Genomic DNA, 17,422 nt, shown 5'->3' with positions numbered 1-17,422 from the left:
CGGCCTTGTCGCGGGCGGCAATCACCGACTTTCCACGGCCAACATGACCCCCTGCATAACAACAACTCAAGGACATTCATGTGAAAAACTCTTCCCTGACGGGCGCCGCGGCGCCTGCCGTCGGCACCTGCGTGCGCAGCAGGATGCGCTACGGCATCCTCGCCATGCTGTTCATCGTCACCGCCATCAACGTGGGCGACCGCGCCACACTGTCCATCACCGGCAGTGCGCTGACCGGGGTGCTGGGCATCGACTCGCTGACCCTGGGCTATATCTTCTCGGCGTTTGCCTGGGCCTACGTGCTGGGTCAGCTGCCTGGCGGCTGGTTGCTGGACAAGTTCGGCTCGGCGCGGGTCTACGGCACCTCGCTGTTTCTCTGGTCGGCCATCACCGTGGCCCAGGGCCTGATCGGCTTTCTCAGCGTGCCCCTGGCCGTGGCCACGCTGTTCGCCCTGCGCTTTTTGCTCGGCCTGATCGAGGCCCCGGTGTACCCGGCCAACAACCGTATCGTCGCAGCCTGGTTCCCCTTGCAGGAGCGCGGGCTGGCCACGGTGATCTACAACTCCTCGATGTACCTTTCGGTGGTGTTGCTGGCGCCGGCCATGGGCTTTATCGCCCATCATTATGGCTGGGAACACGTGTACTGGTTCATGGGCGGCCTGGGCATTCTGGTCAGCCTGATCTGGTTCAAGCTGGTGCGCGCACCAGGAGACCACCCGTGGGTCAACGACGCGGAGCTTGAGCACATCCGCAGTGGCGGCGCCGAGGTGGACATGGACAGGCCGAGAGTTGCCGGTGCCTTCAAGCCGCGGCTGGGCGACCTCAAGGTACTGCTCAGGAGCCCCATGATGTGGTCGATCTACCTCGGCAAATACTGCGACACTTCCCTGCAGTATTTCTTTCTGACCTGGTTCCCCATCTACCTGGTCAAGGGCCGTGGCCTGAACATCATGGAGGCCGGGGCCATCGCCGCCATACCCGGCATCTGCGGCCTGCTGGGCGCGTTGACCGGCGGCGCGGTGTGCGACGTGCTCCTGCGCAAGGGCTTCTCCCTGAGCGCCGCGCGCAAGATCCCGCTGGTGTGCGGCATGAGCGTGGGCGCAACCCTGGTGCTGTGCAACTACACCGACTCGGTGTGGGTGGTGACCTTGCTGATGTCGCTGGCGATCTTCGGCAAAGGCGTAGTTGCGGTGGATTGGACGCTGGTGTCGGACACAGCGCCCAAGGAGATCACCGGCATGGCCGGCGGCCTGTTCAACATGTTCGGCAATATCTCCGGAATCATTACCCCGGTGATCATCGGCTACATCGTGCAGACCACCGGCTCATTCGAAGGCGCGCTGTACGTGGTGGCCGGGCACGCACTGCTCGGTGCCCTGGCGTTTCTAAGCATGGGCACGCTGAAAAAACTGCAGCTGGCACGCACCTAGCGGTACCTTGCGCGGTGAACCTGAATCAGCGCGTGGGCGAAGCTCAGCACCGGCAGTGCCGGGCCAGGCCACGCTCGGCACGACCGGCCAAGGCGCGCGCCGGCTGCGTCAAATATTCATGAAATAAAAGTCATAGAATAGTAACAATTCCCAACAACCCCTGATAGCATAGGCGCAGTTGAGACACGTTCTCATGCGCCACGGAGGGCTCTTCACATTTCATGAGCCTTTGCCGGAACCCCCTCCATGGCCCTTCGTTTTCCTTCTCGCCCTACCTTGCTCGCGCTGTGCTGTTCGGTCACTCTCGGCGCCCACGCCGACGACAGCCTGCAGCTCGGCGCCACTGCCATCAACGCCGACGCGGTGAAACAGAGCAGCAGTTCCACTCCCGAAGAATACGCCGGTGGCCAGGTGGCGCGCGGCGGGCGGATGGGCGTGCTGGGCAACCAGGACAATATGGACGTGCCGTTCACCCTGACCAGCTACACCTCCAAGCTGATCGAAGACCAGCAGGCCGAGAACGTCGGCGACGTCCTGCTCAACGATCCATCGGTGCGCGAGTCCTTCGGCTATGGCAACCAGTCCCAGGTCTTCGTGATTCGCGGCCTGCCACTGGCCAGCGACGACATCTCCTACAACGGTCTGTACGGCGTGCTGCCACGGCAGATCATCTCCACCGACGCGCTGGAGCGGGTCGAAGTGTTCAAGGGCCCGAACGCCTTCGTCAACGGCGTCAGCCCCACCGGTACCGGCCTGGGCGGCAGCGTCAACCTGGTGCCCAAGCGCGCCGGCGACGAGCCGATCCGCCGCTACACCCAGGACATCAGCAGCGATGGCCGCATTGGCGAGCACCTCGATCTGGGCCAGCGCTTCGGCGAGGACAACCGCTTCGGCGCGCGGGTCAACCTGGCGCAACGCGAGGGCGACACCGCCATCGACGACGAATCCCAGCGCACCCAGCTGTTCACCCTCGGGCTGGACTACCGTGGCGACAACTTCCGCCTGTCCGGCGACTTCGGCTATCAGAAGCAGCGCATCAACGGCCTGCGCAACACGGTGCAACTGGGCAGCGGCCTGACCAGCATTCCCCACGCGCCGAGCGCCAGCCACAACTATGGCCAGGACTGGACCTACACCGAAACCGAAGACACCTTCGGCATGCTGCGCGGCGAATGGGACCTCAACGACAGCTGGACCGCCTACCTGGCCGGTGGCGCCAAGCACACCCGTGAGACCGGCCAATACGGCACCCCGTCGCTGACCAACGCCAGCACCGGTGCGGCCAGCATCGCCGGCTCGTTCATCCCTCACCAGGAAGACAACACCACGGTCATGGCGGGCCTCAACGGCAAGCTGCAGACCGGGCCGGTCAGCCATCAGATCGCCTTTGGCCTGTCGAGCATCTGGACCGAGCAGAAGAACGCCTACGCGTTCTACAACTCGACCGGCGCCACCAACATCTATCACACCCCGGACCTGGCCAAGCCCACCGACGCCTACCTGACCGGTGGCGACCTTGGCGACCCGGGTGTCACCGGCAAGACCCGCAACCGCAGCGTGGCCCTTTCCGACACCCTGGGCTTTTTCGACGACAAACTGCTGGTCACCGCCGGCCTGCGGCGCCAGCAACTGCTGGTCGAAGGCTACAGCTATGACGGCGTCTTCTATAACGGCGCCCAGCTGGCCGGCGACGGCACCCGCAGCTCGATATACGACAAGTCGATCAACTCGCCGGTGTACGGCATCGTCTACAAGGCCACCGACTACCTCTCGGTCTACGCCAACCATATCGAAGGCCTGGCCCAGGGGCCGTCGCCGTCGGCCACCGCGCGCAACAGCACCGACACCTTCTCTCCGGGCCGCACCAAGCAGAGCGAGGCGGGGGTCAAGCTCGACATGCAGTCGTTCGGCGCCAACCTGGCGGTGTTCCGCATCGAGAAGCCGACCGATGGCTATACCGAATCCCTGACCGATGCCAACGGCACTGCCTACTCGCTGTTCGTGCGGGACGGCGACCAGGTCAACCGCGGTGTGGAGCTCAGCGTGTTCGGCGAGCCGGTCGAAGGCCTGCGCCTGATGGCCGGTGGTACACGCATGCAGTCCGAGCTGCAGAACACCCAGGGCGGCGCCGACGACGGCAACCACGCCATCGGCGTGCCGACCTTCCAGCTCAACGCCAGCGTCGATTGGGACGTGCCGGGCCTCGATGGCGTTGCGCTGAACGCGCGCATGCTGCGCACCGGCGGCCAGTACGCCGACCAGGCCAACACCTTGAGCCTGCCGACCTGGAACCGCTTCGATGCCGGTGCTCGCTACAAATTCAAGCTCGAGCAGAAGGACGTGACCTTGCGCGTCAACGTCGAGAACCTCACCGACAAGAACTACTGGGCCTCGGCCAACGGCGGCTACCTGACCCAGGGCGATCCGCGCCTGGTGAAGTTCTCCGGGACGGTTGATTTCTGATTCCAGCCGCCGGGGCTGGCGCCCCATTCCCCGTAGGACCGAGCTTGCTCGGGAACGAAGTAGGCGATGAATGCCGGGTCGCGCCAGGCGACGTCGCCCATGGGGTACTGCCGGGACCCAGCCAGGCTTCGGCGATCAGGCCGAGCAGCGGGTTGCTGTAGTACTCGATGAACGAGTCCGGGTCGAGCAGGGCGGCCTTCTGCAGCGAATTCCAGATGCGCCCGTTGACCCCGGCCTTGGCGAAGGGGTCGGCGGCTTCGCTGCAATGGGGGTAATGCGCGGCGTCGCAGCGATGCTGGCACAGCGCGGCGAAGTCGGCCAGCGACAGGTCGGCAGGGCCGACGAAGCTGCTCATGGCAGCGGCCACTGCAAGGCGGCGGCCGGCCGCGGGCTGGAGCCGTCGCCGCAGCCGATCACGCCTTGCTCCAGGTCGATCACCGAGCCGGTCATCATCCCCGATTCGTCGGACAGCAGGAACGCCACGTTGCGCGCCACTTCGTCGGGCTTGAGCAGTCGGCCAAAGGGTTGCGCCTGTTCGGCCGCTGCCAGCCAGCCGTCCTGGGCCCCGTGATACTGACGCTGGATGTCGTCTTCGTGGGGGGTGTCCATCCAGCCGATGTTCAGGGCGTTGACGCGGATGCGGTTGTGCAGGGTGCTGAAGGCGACGTTTTTGGTGAGGATCGCCAGCGCACCCTTGGACGTGGCGTAAGGGGTGAGGAAGGACTGCCCGCCGTGGCCGCTGACGCTCTGGATGTTGACGATGCCACCGGCAATGGCATCGCGAATCATCAGCTTGATGGCGTCCTGCATCAGGAAGAACGGCGCGCGTACGTTGACCGCGAAAATCCGCTCGAACAGCTCCGGGCTGGTGTCCAGAATGGTGCCGCGGTCGGACATGCCGGCGCAGTTGACCAACCCGTGCAGGCGGCCGAAATGCTCGTCCGCGGCGGCAATGATGCGTCGGCAGTCGGCGACCTGCTCCAGGTCGGCCTCGACGAAGTGTGCCGGGCAGTCCAGCTGGGCCAGCTGGCGCACCTGCTGCTCGCCCTTGGCCAGGCTGCGGCCGCACAGGATCAGCCCGGCGGCTCCGCGCAAGGCCAGGGTGCGCGCAACGGCAGCGCCCAGGCCTTGAGTGCTGCCGGTAACGACGAAGTATTGGCCCTGGAAAGGGCGGTTGTTGAACGGGCGGTTGGTGTCGGGTTGCGGATGGGGGGCTTGGGACATGGGCGACTCCTGTTTTTTGTTGTTGTCGTTGCGGGCCGGCAGGCCGCGTTCAGCGCGGTGACGCGCCCGAAGATCAAACCGGCCTGGCGGCCTCTCGGGGTCTGCGACCCCTCCCACTTTGATCGCGAATCCATTGTGGGAGGGGGCGAAGACCCCGAGAGGCCGCCAGGCCGGTCTCGAGACACAATCACGGCCACCACCGGCCGCCCGCGCGGGCTTATCGCGGGCTTCGCGCGCTCCTACGGTTGTTTCGTTCGCATGCATCCATTTGATGTTCCACGATAGACCGTAAAGCACCAGGGCGGTCATAGGAAATCTGCCTGGAACGGCACGCTCGAAACAAACGTGGGAGCGCGCGAAGCCCGCGATAGGCCGCGCGGGCGGCCGGTGGTGGCCGTAATTGAATCTCAAGTTGGCCGGTGGTGGCCGTGCTTGCATCTCAAGCCGACCGCTTATGGGCCAATGGACATTTCGCCAAGCGCTCGGAATCTCCCCCCCTCCATATTTCCTGCACATTTAATCGCTACCTTGCCGATAACCTGGACAGGAACCATTTCCGCGCCCCAGCCTCCCATTTCACTCGCTGATACAGAAGTGTTCAATGAACCAGAACCCCGCCACCCGTTCTCGCTCGCGTCTGTTGCTGACGGTGCTCGTTGTCGTCGCCATCGCCCTGGCGATCTTCTATGGCGTGCCTCTGCTGCGCGGCTCTCATTCGTCCGCCGACGATGCCGGGCCGCCGGCCGGGGGGCGGCGTGGGCCGGGCATGGGGCGCGGGGCAAACGACCCGTCGCAGGCGGTCAGCGTTGCGGTGGGCAAGGCCGGCCTGGCCGACGTGCCAGTGACCCAGCAGGCGCTGGGCACGGTGATTCCCAATTATTCGGTCACGGTCACCAGCCGCGTCGACGGCGAGCTGCAGCAGGTCTACTTCACCGAAGGCCAGTACGTGAAAAAGGGCCAGTTGCTGGCGCAGATCGACCCGCGTGCCTACCAGGCCACCCTCGACCAGTACCTCGGCGACCTGGCGCAGAACCAGGCCCTGCTGAAGAATGCGCAACTGACCGCCGAGCGCTACAAGCGCCTGGTGGCGAAAGACTCGCTGGCCAAGCAGGACCTCGACACGCAGATCGCCACCGTCGGCCAGTACGCCGGTGCGGTCAAGGCCGACCAGGCGCAGATCGATGCGGCCCGGCTGAACCTGACCTACGCGCGCATCACCTCGCCAATCGATGGCTACACCGGCCTGCGCCTGGTCGACCCGGGCAACATCGTGCAGTCGAGCAGTACCAGCGGCCTGGTCACCGTGACCCAGACCAACCCGATCGCCGTGACCTTCAGCATTCCCCAGGGGCAGATCGCCAATGTGCTGCCCAAGCTGCGCCAGAACCTTGCACTGCCGGTCAAGGCCATGGACCAGCTGGGCACCGGCGTGCTGGCTCAGGGCACACTGAAGTTCATCAGCAACGAGATCGACACCACCACCGGCAGCATCAAGCTCAAGGCGGTGTTCGACAACCCGGACGAAAAGCTCTACCCCAACCAGTTCGTCAACGTCAGCCTGCAGACCGACACCCTGCACAACGCCGTGGTAGTCCCTTCGGCGGCGGTGCAGTTGAGCAACCAGGGCCACTTCGTCTACGTGGTCAAGGACGACAAGGTCGAGCGCCGCGCCATCGAGGTCGGCCCGGTGGTCGGCGACAGTACCGTGGTGACCAAGGGCGTGGCCAACGAGGAGCAGGTGGTCACGCGCGGCATCGACCACCTGCGCGATGGCGCCAAGGTGACCCTGGAGCAAGCCGACGGCCAGGCCGCGCAACCGGCCAGTGGCGACCAGCCGGCGGGCACGCACAAGAAGCGTGACGGCGCCGACAAACCGGCTGCCAGCGACGCCAAGTCATGAACCCCTCACGCCTCTTTATCCAGCGCCCGGTCGCCACCGTGCTGCTGATGATGGCGGTGCTCATGGCCGGCATCTTCGCCTACAAGCTGCTCTCCACCTCGGCCCTGCCCGAGGTGGACTACCCGACCATCCAGGTCACCACGCTGTACCCCGGGGCCAGCTCCAACGTGCTTGCCTCGGCGGTCACCGCGCCGCTGGAACGCCAGTTGGGGCAGATGCCGGGCCTGTCGCAGATGTATTCGACCAGTTCGGCGGGCGCCTCGGTGATCACCCTGAAGTTCTCCCTGGACCTGTCGCTGGACGTCGCCGAGCAGGAAGTGCAGGCAGCGATCAACGCCGCCACCAGCCTGATTCCCAGCGACCTGCCCAACCCGCCGACCTACAAGAAAGTCAACCCGGCCGACACCGCCGTGCTGACCCTGGCCGCCACCTCCGACAGCCTGCCGCTGACCCGCGTGCAGGACCTGGTCAACAACCGCGTGGCGCTCAAGCTCTCGCAGATCTCCGGCGTCGGCCTGGTCAGCCTGGCCGGCGGCCAGCAACCGGCGGTCAAGATCGAGGTCAACCCCACCAGCCTGGCCGCCCACGGCCTGACCCTGGAAGACGTCTACACCAAGGTCAACGCCGCCAACGTCAATGGCTCCAAGGGCGGCTTCGACGGCCCGGCGCACTCGATCACCATCGACGCCAACGACCAGCTGCGCGACGCCGTGGAGTACGGCGAACTGGTGCTGGCCTACGAGAACGGCGCCGCGCTGCACCTCAAGGACGTCGCCACCACCGTCGAGGCGCCGCAGGACCAGTACCTCTCGGCCACCGCCAACGGCGCGCCGGCGATCGTCATCAATGTGCAGCGCCAGCCCGGCGCCAACGTCATCCAGGTGGTCGACGCGATCAAGAAACAGCTGCCGACCCTGCAGGCGGCCATGCCAGACTCGGTCAAGCTGACCGTGCTCAACGACCGCACCCAGACCATCCGCGCCTCGATCAAGGACGTGCAGATCGAACTGTGCCTGTCGATTGCCCTGGTGGTGCTGGTGACCTTCCTGTTCCTCGGCAACCTTACCGCCACGCTGATCCCCAGCGTGGCCGTGCCGCTGTCGCTGGTGGGCACCTTCGGCGTCATGTACCTGGCCGGTTTCAGCCTCAACAACCTGACCCTGATGGCCCTGACCATCGCCACCGGCTTTGTCATCGACGACGCCATCGTGGTGGTGGAGAACATCTCCCGGCACCTGGAGGAGGGCGAGGAACCACTGACCGCTGCGCTCAAGGGCTCGCAGGAAATCGGCTTCACCATCATCTCGCTGACCTTCTCGCTGATCGCCGTATTGATTCCGCTGCTGTTCATGGGCGACGTGGTCGGGCGGCTGTTCCGCGAGTTCGCCATCACCCTGGCGGTGGCGATCCTGGTGTCCATGGTCATTTCCCTGACCCTCACGCCCATGCTCTGCGCGCACTTGCTGCGGCACACGCCGCAAGGGCAGCAGGGCCGCTTCGCCGCCTGGGGTGACCGCCAGTACCAGAAGGTGCTGGGCGCCTACGACCGCGGCCTGCTGTGGGTGCTCGACCACCAGCGGCTGACCCTGCTGGTGGCAGTCGGCACCGTGGCGCTCACCGCGTTCCTCTACCTGATCGTGCCCAAGGGCTTCTTCCCGTCCCAGGACACCGGCCTGATTCAGGGCTTTACCCGCGCCTCGCAGGACGTCTCGTTCAGCGAAATGGCGCGCCGCCAACAGGCCATGGTCGAGGTGGTGCGCCAGGACCCGGCCGTCGCCTCGGTGTCCTCGACGCTGGGCGTGGACGGCACCAACGGCTCGCTGAACAACGGCCGCCTGCAGATCGAACTCAAGCCGTTCGAAGAGCGCAGCGACACCGCCGCCCAGATCATCACGCGCATGCAGCAGGCCGCGGCTTCGGTCGCCGGCATCCAGCTCAACCTGGTGTCGTCCCAGGACCTCACCGTCGACGACCAGCTGACCCCCAGCCAGTACCAGTTCACCCTCGACGACTCCGACAGCAGCAACCTGTCGGCCATCATGCCGCGCCTGATGGCCAAGTTGCAGGCCCGCCCGGAACTGCGCGACGTCATCGACAACCTGCAGGACCAGGGCCTGGTCGCCTACGTCGAGCTCGACCGCGCCGCCGCCATGCGCTACGGCATCAGCGCCTCGGACGTCGACACAGCGCTGTACAACGCCTTCGGCCAGCGCCTGATCTCGACCATCTTCACCCAGTCCAACCAGTACCGCGTGGTGCTGCAGGTGCCGGGCAAGTTCCAGGAGTCGCTGGCGGCGTTCGGCAATATCTACCTGGCGGGCACCAGCGCCTCGACCACCGGTTCCAACAGCAGCACCAGCACCGCCGCCGGTGCACCGACGTCCACCAGCAGCACTTCCAGCAGCACCGCGACCAGCACCACCAGCAGCACCACTACCGCCACGCAGATGGTGCGCCTGACCGACATCGCCAAGGTCAGCCAGCGCACCGGCGCGCTGATGCTCAGCCGGCTCGATCAGTTCGCCGCCGTGACCCTGTCGTTCAACCTGGCCGACGGCTATTCGCTGGAGCAGGCGCAAAAAGCGATCAGCGAAGTGATGACTGAGGTCAAGGCGCCCGACAGCATCACCCTGCGCTACCAGGGCGCGGCCCAGGCCTTCCAGAGCGCCACCGGCAACACCCTGTGGCTGATCCTCGCGGCGCTGATCACCATGTACATCGTGCTGGGCATGCTCTACGAGAGCTTCATCCACCCGGTGACCATCCTCTCGACCTTGCCCTCGGCGGCCATCGGCGCCTTGCTGGCGCTGTTGCTGTGCGGCACCGAATTCAGCCTGATCGCCTTGATCGGGGTGATTCTGCTGATCGGCATCGTCAAGAAGAACGCCATCATGATGATCGACTTCGCCCTTGAAGGCCGCCAGCACCTGCGCCTGAATGCCCGCGAGGCGATTCACCGGGCCTGCCTGCTGCGCCTGCGGCCGATCCTCATGACCACCCTGGCGGCGTTGTTCGGCGCCTTGCCGCTGATGCTCGCGACCGGCGCCGGCGCCGAGCTGCGCCGCCCGTTGGGCCTGGTGATCGTCGGCGGGCTGCTGCTCAGCCAGTTGCTCACGCTGTTCACCACGCCGGTGATCTACCTGATGTTCGACCGCCTCAGCGACCGCGCGCGGGCGCGCCTGGGCCGCAACCGCCGGGTTGAGCAGGGCAGCGCACCATGAACCTGTCGCGGGTGTTCATCCGCCGGCCCGTGGCCACCTTGCTGCTGAGCCTGAGCATCACCCTGGCCGGGGTGCTGGGCTTTGCCCTGTTGCCGGTGGCGCCGCTGCCGCAGGTGGATTTCCCGACCATCATCGTCACCGCCAGCCTGCCCGGCGCCAGCCCCGAGACCATGGCCGCGACCGTGGCCACGCCGCTGGAGCGGGCCCTGGGGCAGATCGCCGGGATCAGCGAGATGACCTCCAGCAGCGCGCAGAACTCCACCACCCTGGTGCTGCAGTTCGGCCTGGACCGCGACATCAACGGCGCCGCCCGCGATGTGCAGGCGGCGATCAACGCCTCGCGCAGCCTGCTGCCCAGCTCGATGCCGTCGCTGCCGACCTACCGCAAGGCCAACCCGGCCGACGCGCCGATCATCATGCTCGCCCTGACCTCGGCCACCCGCGGGCGCGGGGAGCTGTATGACCTGGCCTACAGCAAGCTTCAGCAGAAGATCGCCCAGGTCAACGGCGTCGGCGAGGTCTCGGTGCGCGGCGGCTCGCTGCCGGCGGTGCGCATCGACCTGCAGCCGAACATGCTGGCGCGCGCCGGGATTTCCCTCGACACCGTGCGCAGCGCCGTCAACAAGGCCACCCAGGCCAAGCCCAAGGGCATCCTGCAAGGCGAGGGCCAGCACTGGCTGATCGACGGCAACGACCAGATCGACAAGGCCGACGACTACCGCCAGCTGATCGTCAGCTACCAGAACGGCGCCGCCGTGCGCCTGGGCGACGTCGCCAACGTCTACGACGCCGTGGAAGACAACTTCGTCGGCGGCTTCTACAACGGCCAGCCTTCGGTGACCCTGGGCGTCACGCGCCAGGCCGGGGCCAACATGCTGGCGACCATCGACAGCATCAAGGCGCTGATCCCGCAGTTGCAGGCCATGGTGCCGGGCGACGTGCAGCTGGTACGGGTGATCGACCGCTCGCCAACCATCCGTTCCTCGCTGCACGACACCGAAGAGACGCTGCTGATCGCCACCCTGCTGGTGATCGCGGTGGTCTTCGTGTTCTTGCGCAACGTGCGCGCCACCCTCATCCCGGCGGTGGTGCTGCCGGTGTCGCTGATCGGCACCTGCGCGGTGATGTACCTGGTGGGCTACAGCCTCGACAACCTGTCGCTGATGGCGCTGATCATCTGCACCGGCTTCGTGGTGGACGACGCAATCGTCGTGCTGGAGAACATCGCCCGCTACCAGGAGCAGGGCATGCGCCCGTTGCGCGCGGCCCTGATGGGCACCCGCGAGGTCGGTTTCACCGTGCTGTCGATGACCCTGTCGCTGATTGCCGTGTTCATTCCCATTCTGCTGATGGGCGACATCGTCGGCCGCCTGTTTCGCGAGTTCGCCATCACCCTGAGCGTGGCGCTGGTGCTGTCGATGCTGGTGTCCCTGAGCCTGACGCCGGTGCTCTGCGTGCTGCTGTTGCGCCAGCCCGACCACCAGGCGCCGGTGCCGCGGCTCTACCAATGGGTGGAAAAGGGCCTGGCGCGGCTCCAGGCCGGCTACCTCGCGGCGCTGGCCTGGGTGCTGCGCCACCGCGTGCTGACCATGCTCAGCCTGCTGCTCACGGTAATCTTCAACGTGCACCTGTACGCCACGGTGCAGAAAGGCTTCTTCCCGGCCCAGGACACCGGCCTGATCATCGGCGGCGCGCGCGCCGACCAGGCGATTTCCTACACCGCGCTCAAGCCCTACCTGCTGCAGATCGCCCGCAATATCGCCAAGGACCCCGACGTCGAGGCGGTGATGTCGTCCACCGGTGGCGGCGGCTTCGGGTCGCGCAACAGCGGCCAGTTCTTCATTCGCCTGAAGGACTACCAGGAGCGCACCAGCAGTGCCCAGGTGATCGCCAACCGGATCATGCGCGAGAACGGCAACACCGCCGGCGTGCAGGTGTTCATGCAGCCGGCCGAAGACATCCGCGTCGGGGGCCGCTCGGCCAACGCCACCTACCAGTTCAGCCTGCGCGCCGACGACCTCAGCGTGCTGCGCGAATGGACGCCCAAGGTCGAGGCGGCGCTGCGCCCCCTGGCCGAGATCACCGGCCTGGACTCCGACTCGCAGACCGGCGGCCAGGAGATCAAGCTGCACATCGACCGCGCCGCCGCCAGCCGCCTGGGCGTCAGCGTCACCGACATCGATACCTTGCTCAACAACGCCTTCAGCCAGCGCCAGGTGGCCACGCTGTACAAGACCCTCAACCAGTACCACGTGGTGATGGGGCTGGACCCGGCCTACACCACCGACCCGGCCATGCTCTCGCGCCTGTACGTGATCGGCAGCAGCGGCCAGCAGGTGCCGCTCACCGCATTCGCCAGCTTCGCCCCGGACAACGCGCCGCTGTCGGTGGCCCACCAAGGGCAGTCGGCGACCAGCACCCTGGCCTTCAACCTGGCCGACGGCGTGTCGCTGGAGCAGGCCACCCTGGCGGTCAACACAGCCATCGACAAGCTGGGCATGCCGCGCGACGTGCAGACCGGTTTTGCCGGCACCGCCAAGGCCTTCCAGGCGCTGGCGGCGAGCATGCCGTGGCTGATCCTGGCGGCCTTGCTGGCGGTGTACATCGTGCTCGGCGTGCTCTACGAGAGCTATATCCACCCGCTGACCATTCTCTCGACGCTGCCCTCGGCCGGGGTCGGGGCGTTGTTGCTGCTGCAGATCACCAATATGCAGCTGACAGTGATCGCCCTGATTGGCATCCTGCTGCTGATCGGCATCGTCAAGAAGAATGCGATCATGATGATCGACTTCGCCCTGATCGCCGAGCGCCAGGGCGGCATGAGCCCGGAGCAGGCGATCATGGAAGCCTGCCGCATGCGCTTGCGGCCAATCATGATGACCACCCTGGCGGCCTTCTTCGGCGCCTTGCCGCTGGCGTTGGGCAGCGGCGGCGACGCCGACCTGCGCAAGCCGCTGGGCATGGCGATCGCCGGTGGCCTGGCGCTCAGCCAGTTGCTGACGCTGTTCACCACCCCGGTGGTGTACCTCTATCTGGACCGCTTGAGCCGCGCCACTCGGCACCTGTGGCACACACGTATTCGCCGTACTCACGCTGCCGGCTGATTGAAATGGGTTATTCGATGAACGCTTATCTGCTTTTCAGGCTCCGCGCTCCGTTCCAGCTGTGCGCACTGGCCACCCTGGTGGTCCTGGGTGGCTGCATGGTCGGCCCGGACTACCAGCGCCCGACCGCGCCGATCTCCACCCAGTTCAAGGAGGCCGCCGGCTGGAAGGCCGCCAGCCCCCAGGATGAACTGCCCAAGGGGCCGTGGTGGGAGCTGTACCAGGACCCGCAGCTCAATGCGCTGGTCAGCCAGGTGCAGCTGAACAACCAGAACGTCGCGCAATACGCCGCATTGTATCGCCAGGCCCTGGGGCTGGTGGACCAGAGCCAGGCCGGGTTGTTTCCGACCCTGACCGCCACCGGTGACAGCACCCGCAGCGGCAGCGGAAGCGGCTCGTCGAGCACCAGTGTGATCACCGGTGGCAGCGGCATCACCACCGGCACCAGCACCGGCACTGCCACCGGCAGCACCACGGGGGCGACCACCACCACCGGCACCACCACGACCACCAGCACCGGCAACAGCGGTGGTGGCAGCAGCGTCAGCAAAAGCGTCTCGGCCAGCCTCAAGCTGAGCTGGGAGGCCGACATCTGGGGCAAGCTGCGCCGCACCGTCGAGGAGGACCGCGCCAGCGCCCAGGCCAGCGCCGCAGACCTGGCCAACGCCACCCTGAGTGCGCAATCCTCGCTGGCCCAGGACTACTTCCAGCTGCGCATCCTCGACCAGCGCATCGCCCTCTACGAACAGACCATTACCGGCTACCAGCGCTACCTGCAGATCATCCAGAACAAATATGACGAGCAGATCTCCTCGCGCGCCGACCTGGCCACCGGCAAGACCCAGCTGCTGAGCGCCCAGGCCTCGCTGCTTGACCTCAGGTGGCAGCGCGCCCAATACGAGCACGCCATCGCCCTGCTGATGGGCAAGGCGCCGGCCGATTTCAGCCTGGCGGCCGATCACGACTGGACCTACCACGTGCCGCAGGTGCCCTTGGGTATTCCCAGCCGTCTGCTGGAACGTCGCCCCGACATCGCCTCGGCCGAACGGGCCATGGCCTCCGCCAACGCGGCCGTGGGGGTGGCTACCGCGGCCTACTACCCGGACCTGACCCTCAGCGCCAGCGGCGGCTACCAGAACAGCAGCTTCGGCAATCTGTTCTCCTTGCCCAACCACTTCTGGTCGATCGGCCCAAGCCTGAGCGGCACCTTGCTCGACTTCGGCGCCACCCGCGCCGGCGTCGACCAGGCCCGCGCCAACTACGACGCCAAGGTCGCCGCCTACCGCCAGACCGTGCTCACCGGCCTGGGTGAGGTCGAGGATTATCTGGTCGAACTGCGCACTCTGGAACCGGAACTGGTGGCGCGGCGCAACTCGGCGCAGTCGGCCGAAGACTCCGCCTCGGTCAGCCGCGACCAGTACGAGGCAGGCGTCATCGATTACCTGGACGTCGCCACCACCCAGGCCACCAGCCTCAGCGAACGCCAGACCCTGCTCAGCCTGGTGGGCACCCAGTTGGTCACCAGCGTGCAGTTGCAGGCGGCTTTGGGCGGCTCCTGGTCGGCGCCCTGAAACGCCCGTGCCAGAGCGCCTTGTGCCAGGACTTTCACAGGCCTGGGTGAGGCAAAAGGTTTTCAGTATCGCGGCGTGACAGGGCCGGGTTTGCAGGCCTTACTGAGCGAGCTGCATCCCCACGGATCGCTCATTCAGGAGGCTTGCCATGCCAGCCAACCCACCCGCCAAACGCTGCCAGGCGCCGCTGCAGCTGATGGCCATGAACATCGCCGGCGCCGAATTCAGCGACAGCATGCCCGGCCAGCACGGCCACCACTACACCTGGCCGCGCGCGGCCAATTTCCAGCGCTACGTCGCCTCGGGGTTCAAGCTGGTGCGCCTGCCGTTTCGCTGGGAGCGCATCCAGCACAGCCTGTTCGCTGACCTGGACCCCGACGAAATGCAGCGCTTCATGGCCGCCCTCGACGGCGCCCACGAGGCCGGCATGCAAGTGCTGCTGGACATGCACAACTACTACGAGCGCAAGGTCGACGACCGCGAGTACGTGGAAATCGGCCGCGACCCGCAGGTCTCGGTCGACGCCTGGATCGACGCCTGGCTCAAGCTGGTCGCGCGGGTCAGCCAGCACCCGGCCGTGTGGGGCTATGGCCTGATGAACGAGCCCAAGGGCACTGAGGGTCGATGGGCCGCTGGCGCCCAGCGCTGCGTCGATGCCATTCGCGCCGTGGACCCCACCACGCCGATCATCATCGCCGGCGACGGTTTTTCCACTGCACAATTCTGGGAAGACCAGAACGGCGCGTATTTCCCGCTGCGCGGCGAGCACCTGCTGTACGAAGCGCACATCTACCTGGACCGCGACACCAGCGGGCGCTACGCGGACCTCGACGAAGACATACACCCCAATATCGGTGTGTACCGCGCCGTGCCTTTCTTCAACTGGCTCAAGGCCCATGGCCAACAGGGCTTTCTCGGCGAGCTGGGGGTGCCCGAGTTCATGCCCAAGGCCTTGCGCGCCATGGACCGCCTGCTGGCCTACGCCGTGCGCAACCAGATCCCGGTGTTCTACTGGGCGGGCGGTTCGCAGTGGAACGAAGGCCACGAAACCTCCTGCGAATACAACGGCGAGCTGCTCGGCCAGGTCGAATGGGTGACCCGGCACCTGCACTTCGCCGACCGCATCGGCCCGGTGGACCGCCAGCCCGATGAGCAGCCTTCGCTGCTGCCCGAGGAAGAGGAGGTGATCGATCCAGAACCAGAACCAGGACCTGGGGAGGGTCTGCGCGTCGCCAGTCAATTCAACCCGATCAACGCCGCCGTGCAGGCAGCCGACAGCGGCGGGGCGCAGACCGAATACGCCTTTCGCTTCCCGTTCTTCATCGGCGGTGGCGACGTCGCCGAGCTGGTGCTGTCGCTGAGCAACTGGTTCCTGCCGCCCCACAGCCGCACCGGCGAAGACACCGGCAACCTGCTGCCCTTCACCGGGCTGGCGGTGGAATTCAATGGCCAGGTGCAGCCGGTGACCTTCGACGGCAGCCGCAGCTTCACCTTATGGGACGGCGCCGGCGACGTGCACGCCGACCCCCTGGCGGCGGACCTGTTCGGCCTGAGCCAGTTCGACAATGACGCCATGGGCTGGATCAAGGGGGTGATTCATTTCAACGGCGCCGGTCACCGCGTGCCGCGCTCCTGGCGCACCACCCACGACCAGCCGGGCAGCAGCGTGTCGATCAGCGACCCGGCGCACACCACGCTGTCCGACCTCTACCAGCCCGGCGCCTTCACGCACCAGGGCGCGGCGCCGCGGCACCACGACAGCGGCTACTGCCCCATCGTCCTCGGCCGGCATGTGGGCGAGCCCGGGTACGCGCTGTTCATGCGCGGCGACACCCAGAGCACCAACTATGGCGACGCGGCCCTCGGCCGTGGGTCGGGCTGGTTCCAGCGCTGGGTGGCCCTGCACCCGCGCAAGCCCGGCTCGATCAACTTTGCCGTGCCCAACGCCACCGCCGTGTGCGGCCTGGACGAGCACCGCCTGAGCGCCTTGCTGGAGTATTGCCCGGATGGCGGCTGCCTGTTCTTCGGCAGCTACGACCTGAACGGGCGCGATGCAAGCACGGCCGAGGAGTTGTTCGCCCAGCTGCTGGAGCATATCGAGCAATGCCGCCGTGCCGGTGCCAGCGGCCCGATTGCCGTGGCGCGCCTGCTGCCGCGCACCCGCTCCAGCGATCAGTGGGCCAGCGACGCCGGGCAGACGGTGGTCGACGGCTGGGCCGAGGGCGATGCCCCGGCGCGGTTCAACGCCATGGTCGCTCCCGACGCCTTCGACTGCGTGCTGAGCAACGATGCGGTCCGCAGCCCCGGCGACCCCTGCAAGTGGCTGCCGGCGAGCGAGCGAGTGCCCTTCGACGAAATGCACCTGGCCAGTCCGGGGCACCGCCTGCTGGCGGAGGAGGCCTATCGGGTGTGGCGGTGAGCTGTACGCCGTACATCGATTGCCATCGCCACCGGCCGCACGGGCGGCCGGTGGCGGCCGTATCGAACCCCACGCCAGGCACCGCTGGCG

Annotated in this window: 8 protein-coding genes and 1 pseudogene; 7 read left to right on the top strand and 2 right to left on the bottom strand. The window is 66.6% G+C overall.

The genetic code is table 11. The features are described from left to right. Positions 1-143: 143 nt before the first annotated feature. Both SFA35_RS16880 and SFA35_RS16875 read left to right on the top strand, forming a co-directional pair. Positions 144-1,430 (top strand): MFS transporter, encoded by a 1,287-nt coding sequence (locus tag SFA35_RS16880; protein ID WP_320579076.1) that lies wholly within the window; start codon positions 144-146, stop codon positions 1,428-1,430. A 246-nt stretch (positions 1,431-1,676) separates the two neighbouring features. Beyond that, complete coding sequence (locus tag SFA35_RS16875) at positions 1,677-3,893, top strand: TonB-dependent siderophore receptor (RefSeq protein ID WP_320571682.1); 2,217 nt, start codon at positions 1,677-1,679, stop codon at positions 3,891-3,893. A gap of 112 nt (positions 3,894-4,005) precedes the next feature. Here the strand turns inward: SFA35_RS16875 and SFA35_RS16870 are convergent. Together SFA35_RS16870 and SFA35_RS16865 are read right to left on the bottom strand one after the other, a co-directional pair. Beyond that, positions 4,006-4,260: pseudogene (locus SFA35_RS16870) on the bottom strand (hypothetical protein); the annotation flags it as partial. Then, the gene (locus tag SFA35_RS16865) at positions 4,245-5,117 is read right to left on the bottom strand and encodes an SDR family oxidoreductase (protein ID WP_320571681.1); all 873 of its coding nucleotides are present in this window, start codon (positions 5,115-5,117) and stop codon (positions 4,245-4,247) included. The pseudogene SFA35_RS16870 and the gene SFA35_RS16865, both read right to left, overlap by 16 nt. Before the next feature lie 601 nt (positions 5,118-5,718). On the opposite strand from SFA35_RS16865, the gene SFA35_RS16860 reads away from it, so the two are divergent. From SFA35_RS16860 to SFA35_RS16840, 5 genes are all read left to right on the top strand, one after another. Then, positions 5,719-7,017: an efflux RND transporter periplasmic adaptor subunit gene (locus SFA35_RS16860; protein WP_320571680.1), complete on the top strand. Its 1,299-nt coding sequence runs from the start codon at positions 5,719-5,721 to the stop codon at positions 7,015-7,017. Beyond that, positions 7,014-10,238, top strand: a complete 3,225-nt coding sequence (locus tag SFA35_RS16855; RefSeq protein ID WP_320571679.1) for an efflux RND transporter permease subunit — start codon at positions 7,014-7,016, stop codon at positions 10,236-10,238. Before SFA35_RS16860 ends, SFA35_RS16855 begins: the two co-directional genes overlap by 4 nt. After that, positions 10,235-13,342 (top strand): efflux RND transporter permease subunit, encoded by a 3,108-nt coding sequence (locus tag SFA35_RS16850; protein WP_320571678.1) that lies wholly within the window; start codon positions 10,235-10,237, stop codon positions 13,340-13,342. Before SFA35_RS16855 ends, SFA35_RS16850 begins: the two co-directional genes overlap by 4 nt. A 17-nt stretch (positions 13,343-13,359) precedes the next feature. Further along, the gene (locus SFA35_RS16845; protein ID WP_320571677.1) at positions 13,360-14,913 is read left to right on the top strand and encodes an efflux transporter outer membrane subunit; all 1,554 of its coding nucleotides are present in this window, start codon (positions 13,360-13,362) and stop codon (positions 14,911-14,913) included. A 148-nt stretch (positions 14,914-15,061) separates the two neighbouring features. Beyond that, the gene (locus SFA35_RS16840; RefSeq protein ID WP_320571676.1) at positions 15,062-17,332 is read left to right on the top strand and encodes a glycoside hydrolase family 5 protein; all 2,271 of its coding nucleotides are present in this window, start codon (positions 15,062-15,064) and stop codon (positions 17,330-17,332) included. The last annotated feature ends 90 nt before the right edge of the window (positions 17,333-17,422 follow it).

It is taken from the genome of Pseudomonas sp. HR96 (assembly GCF_034059295.1).
In the GTDB taxonomy this organism is placed as follows: domain Bacteria; phylum Pseudomonadota; class Gammaproteobacteria; order Pseudomonadales; family Pseudomonadaceae; genus Aquipseudomonas.
The sequence above is the reverse complement of the archived record's forward strand: the minus strand, read 5'-3'. Positions and strand labels throughout refer to the sequence as shown.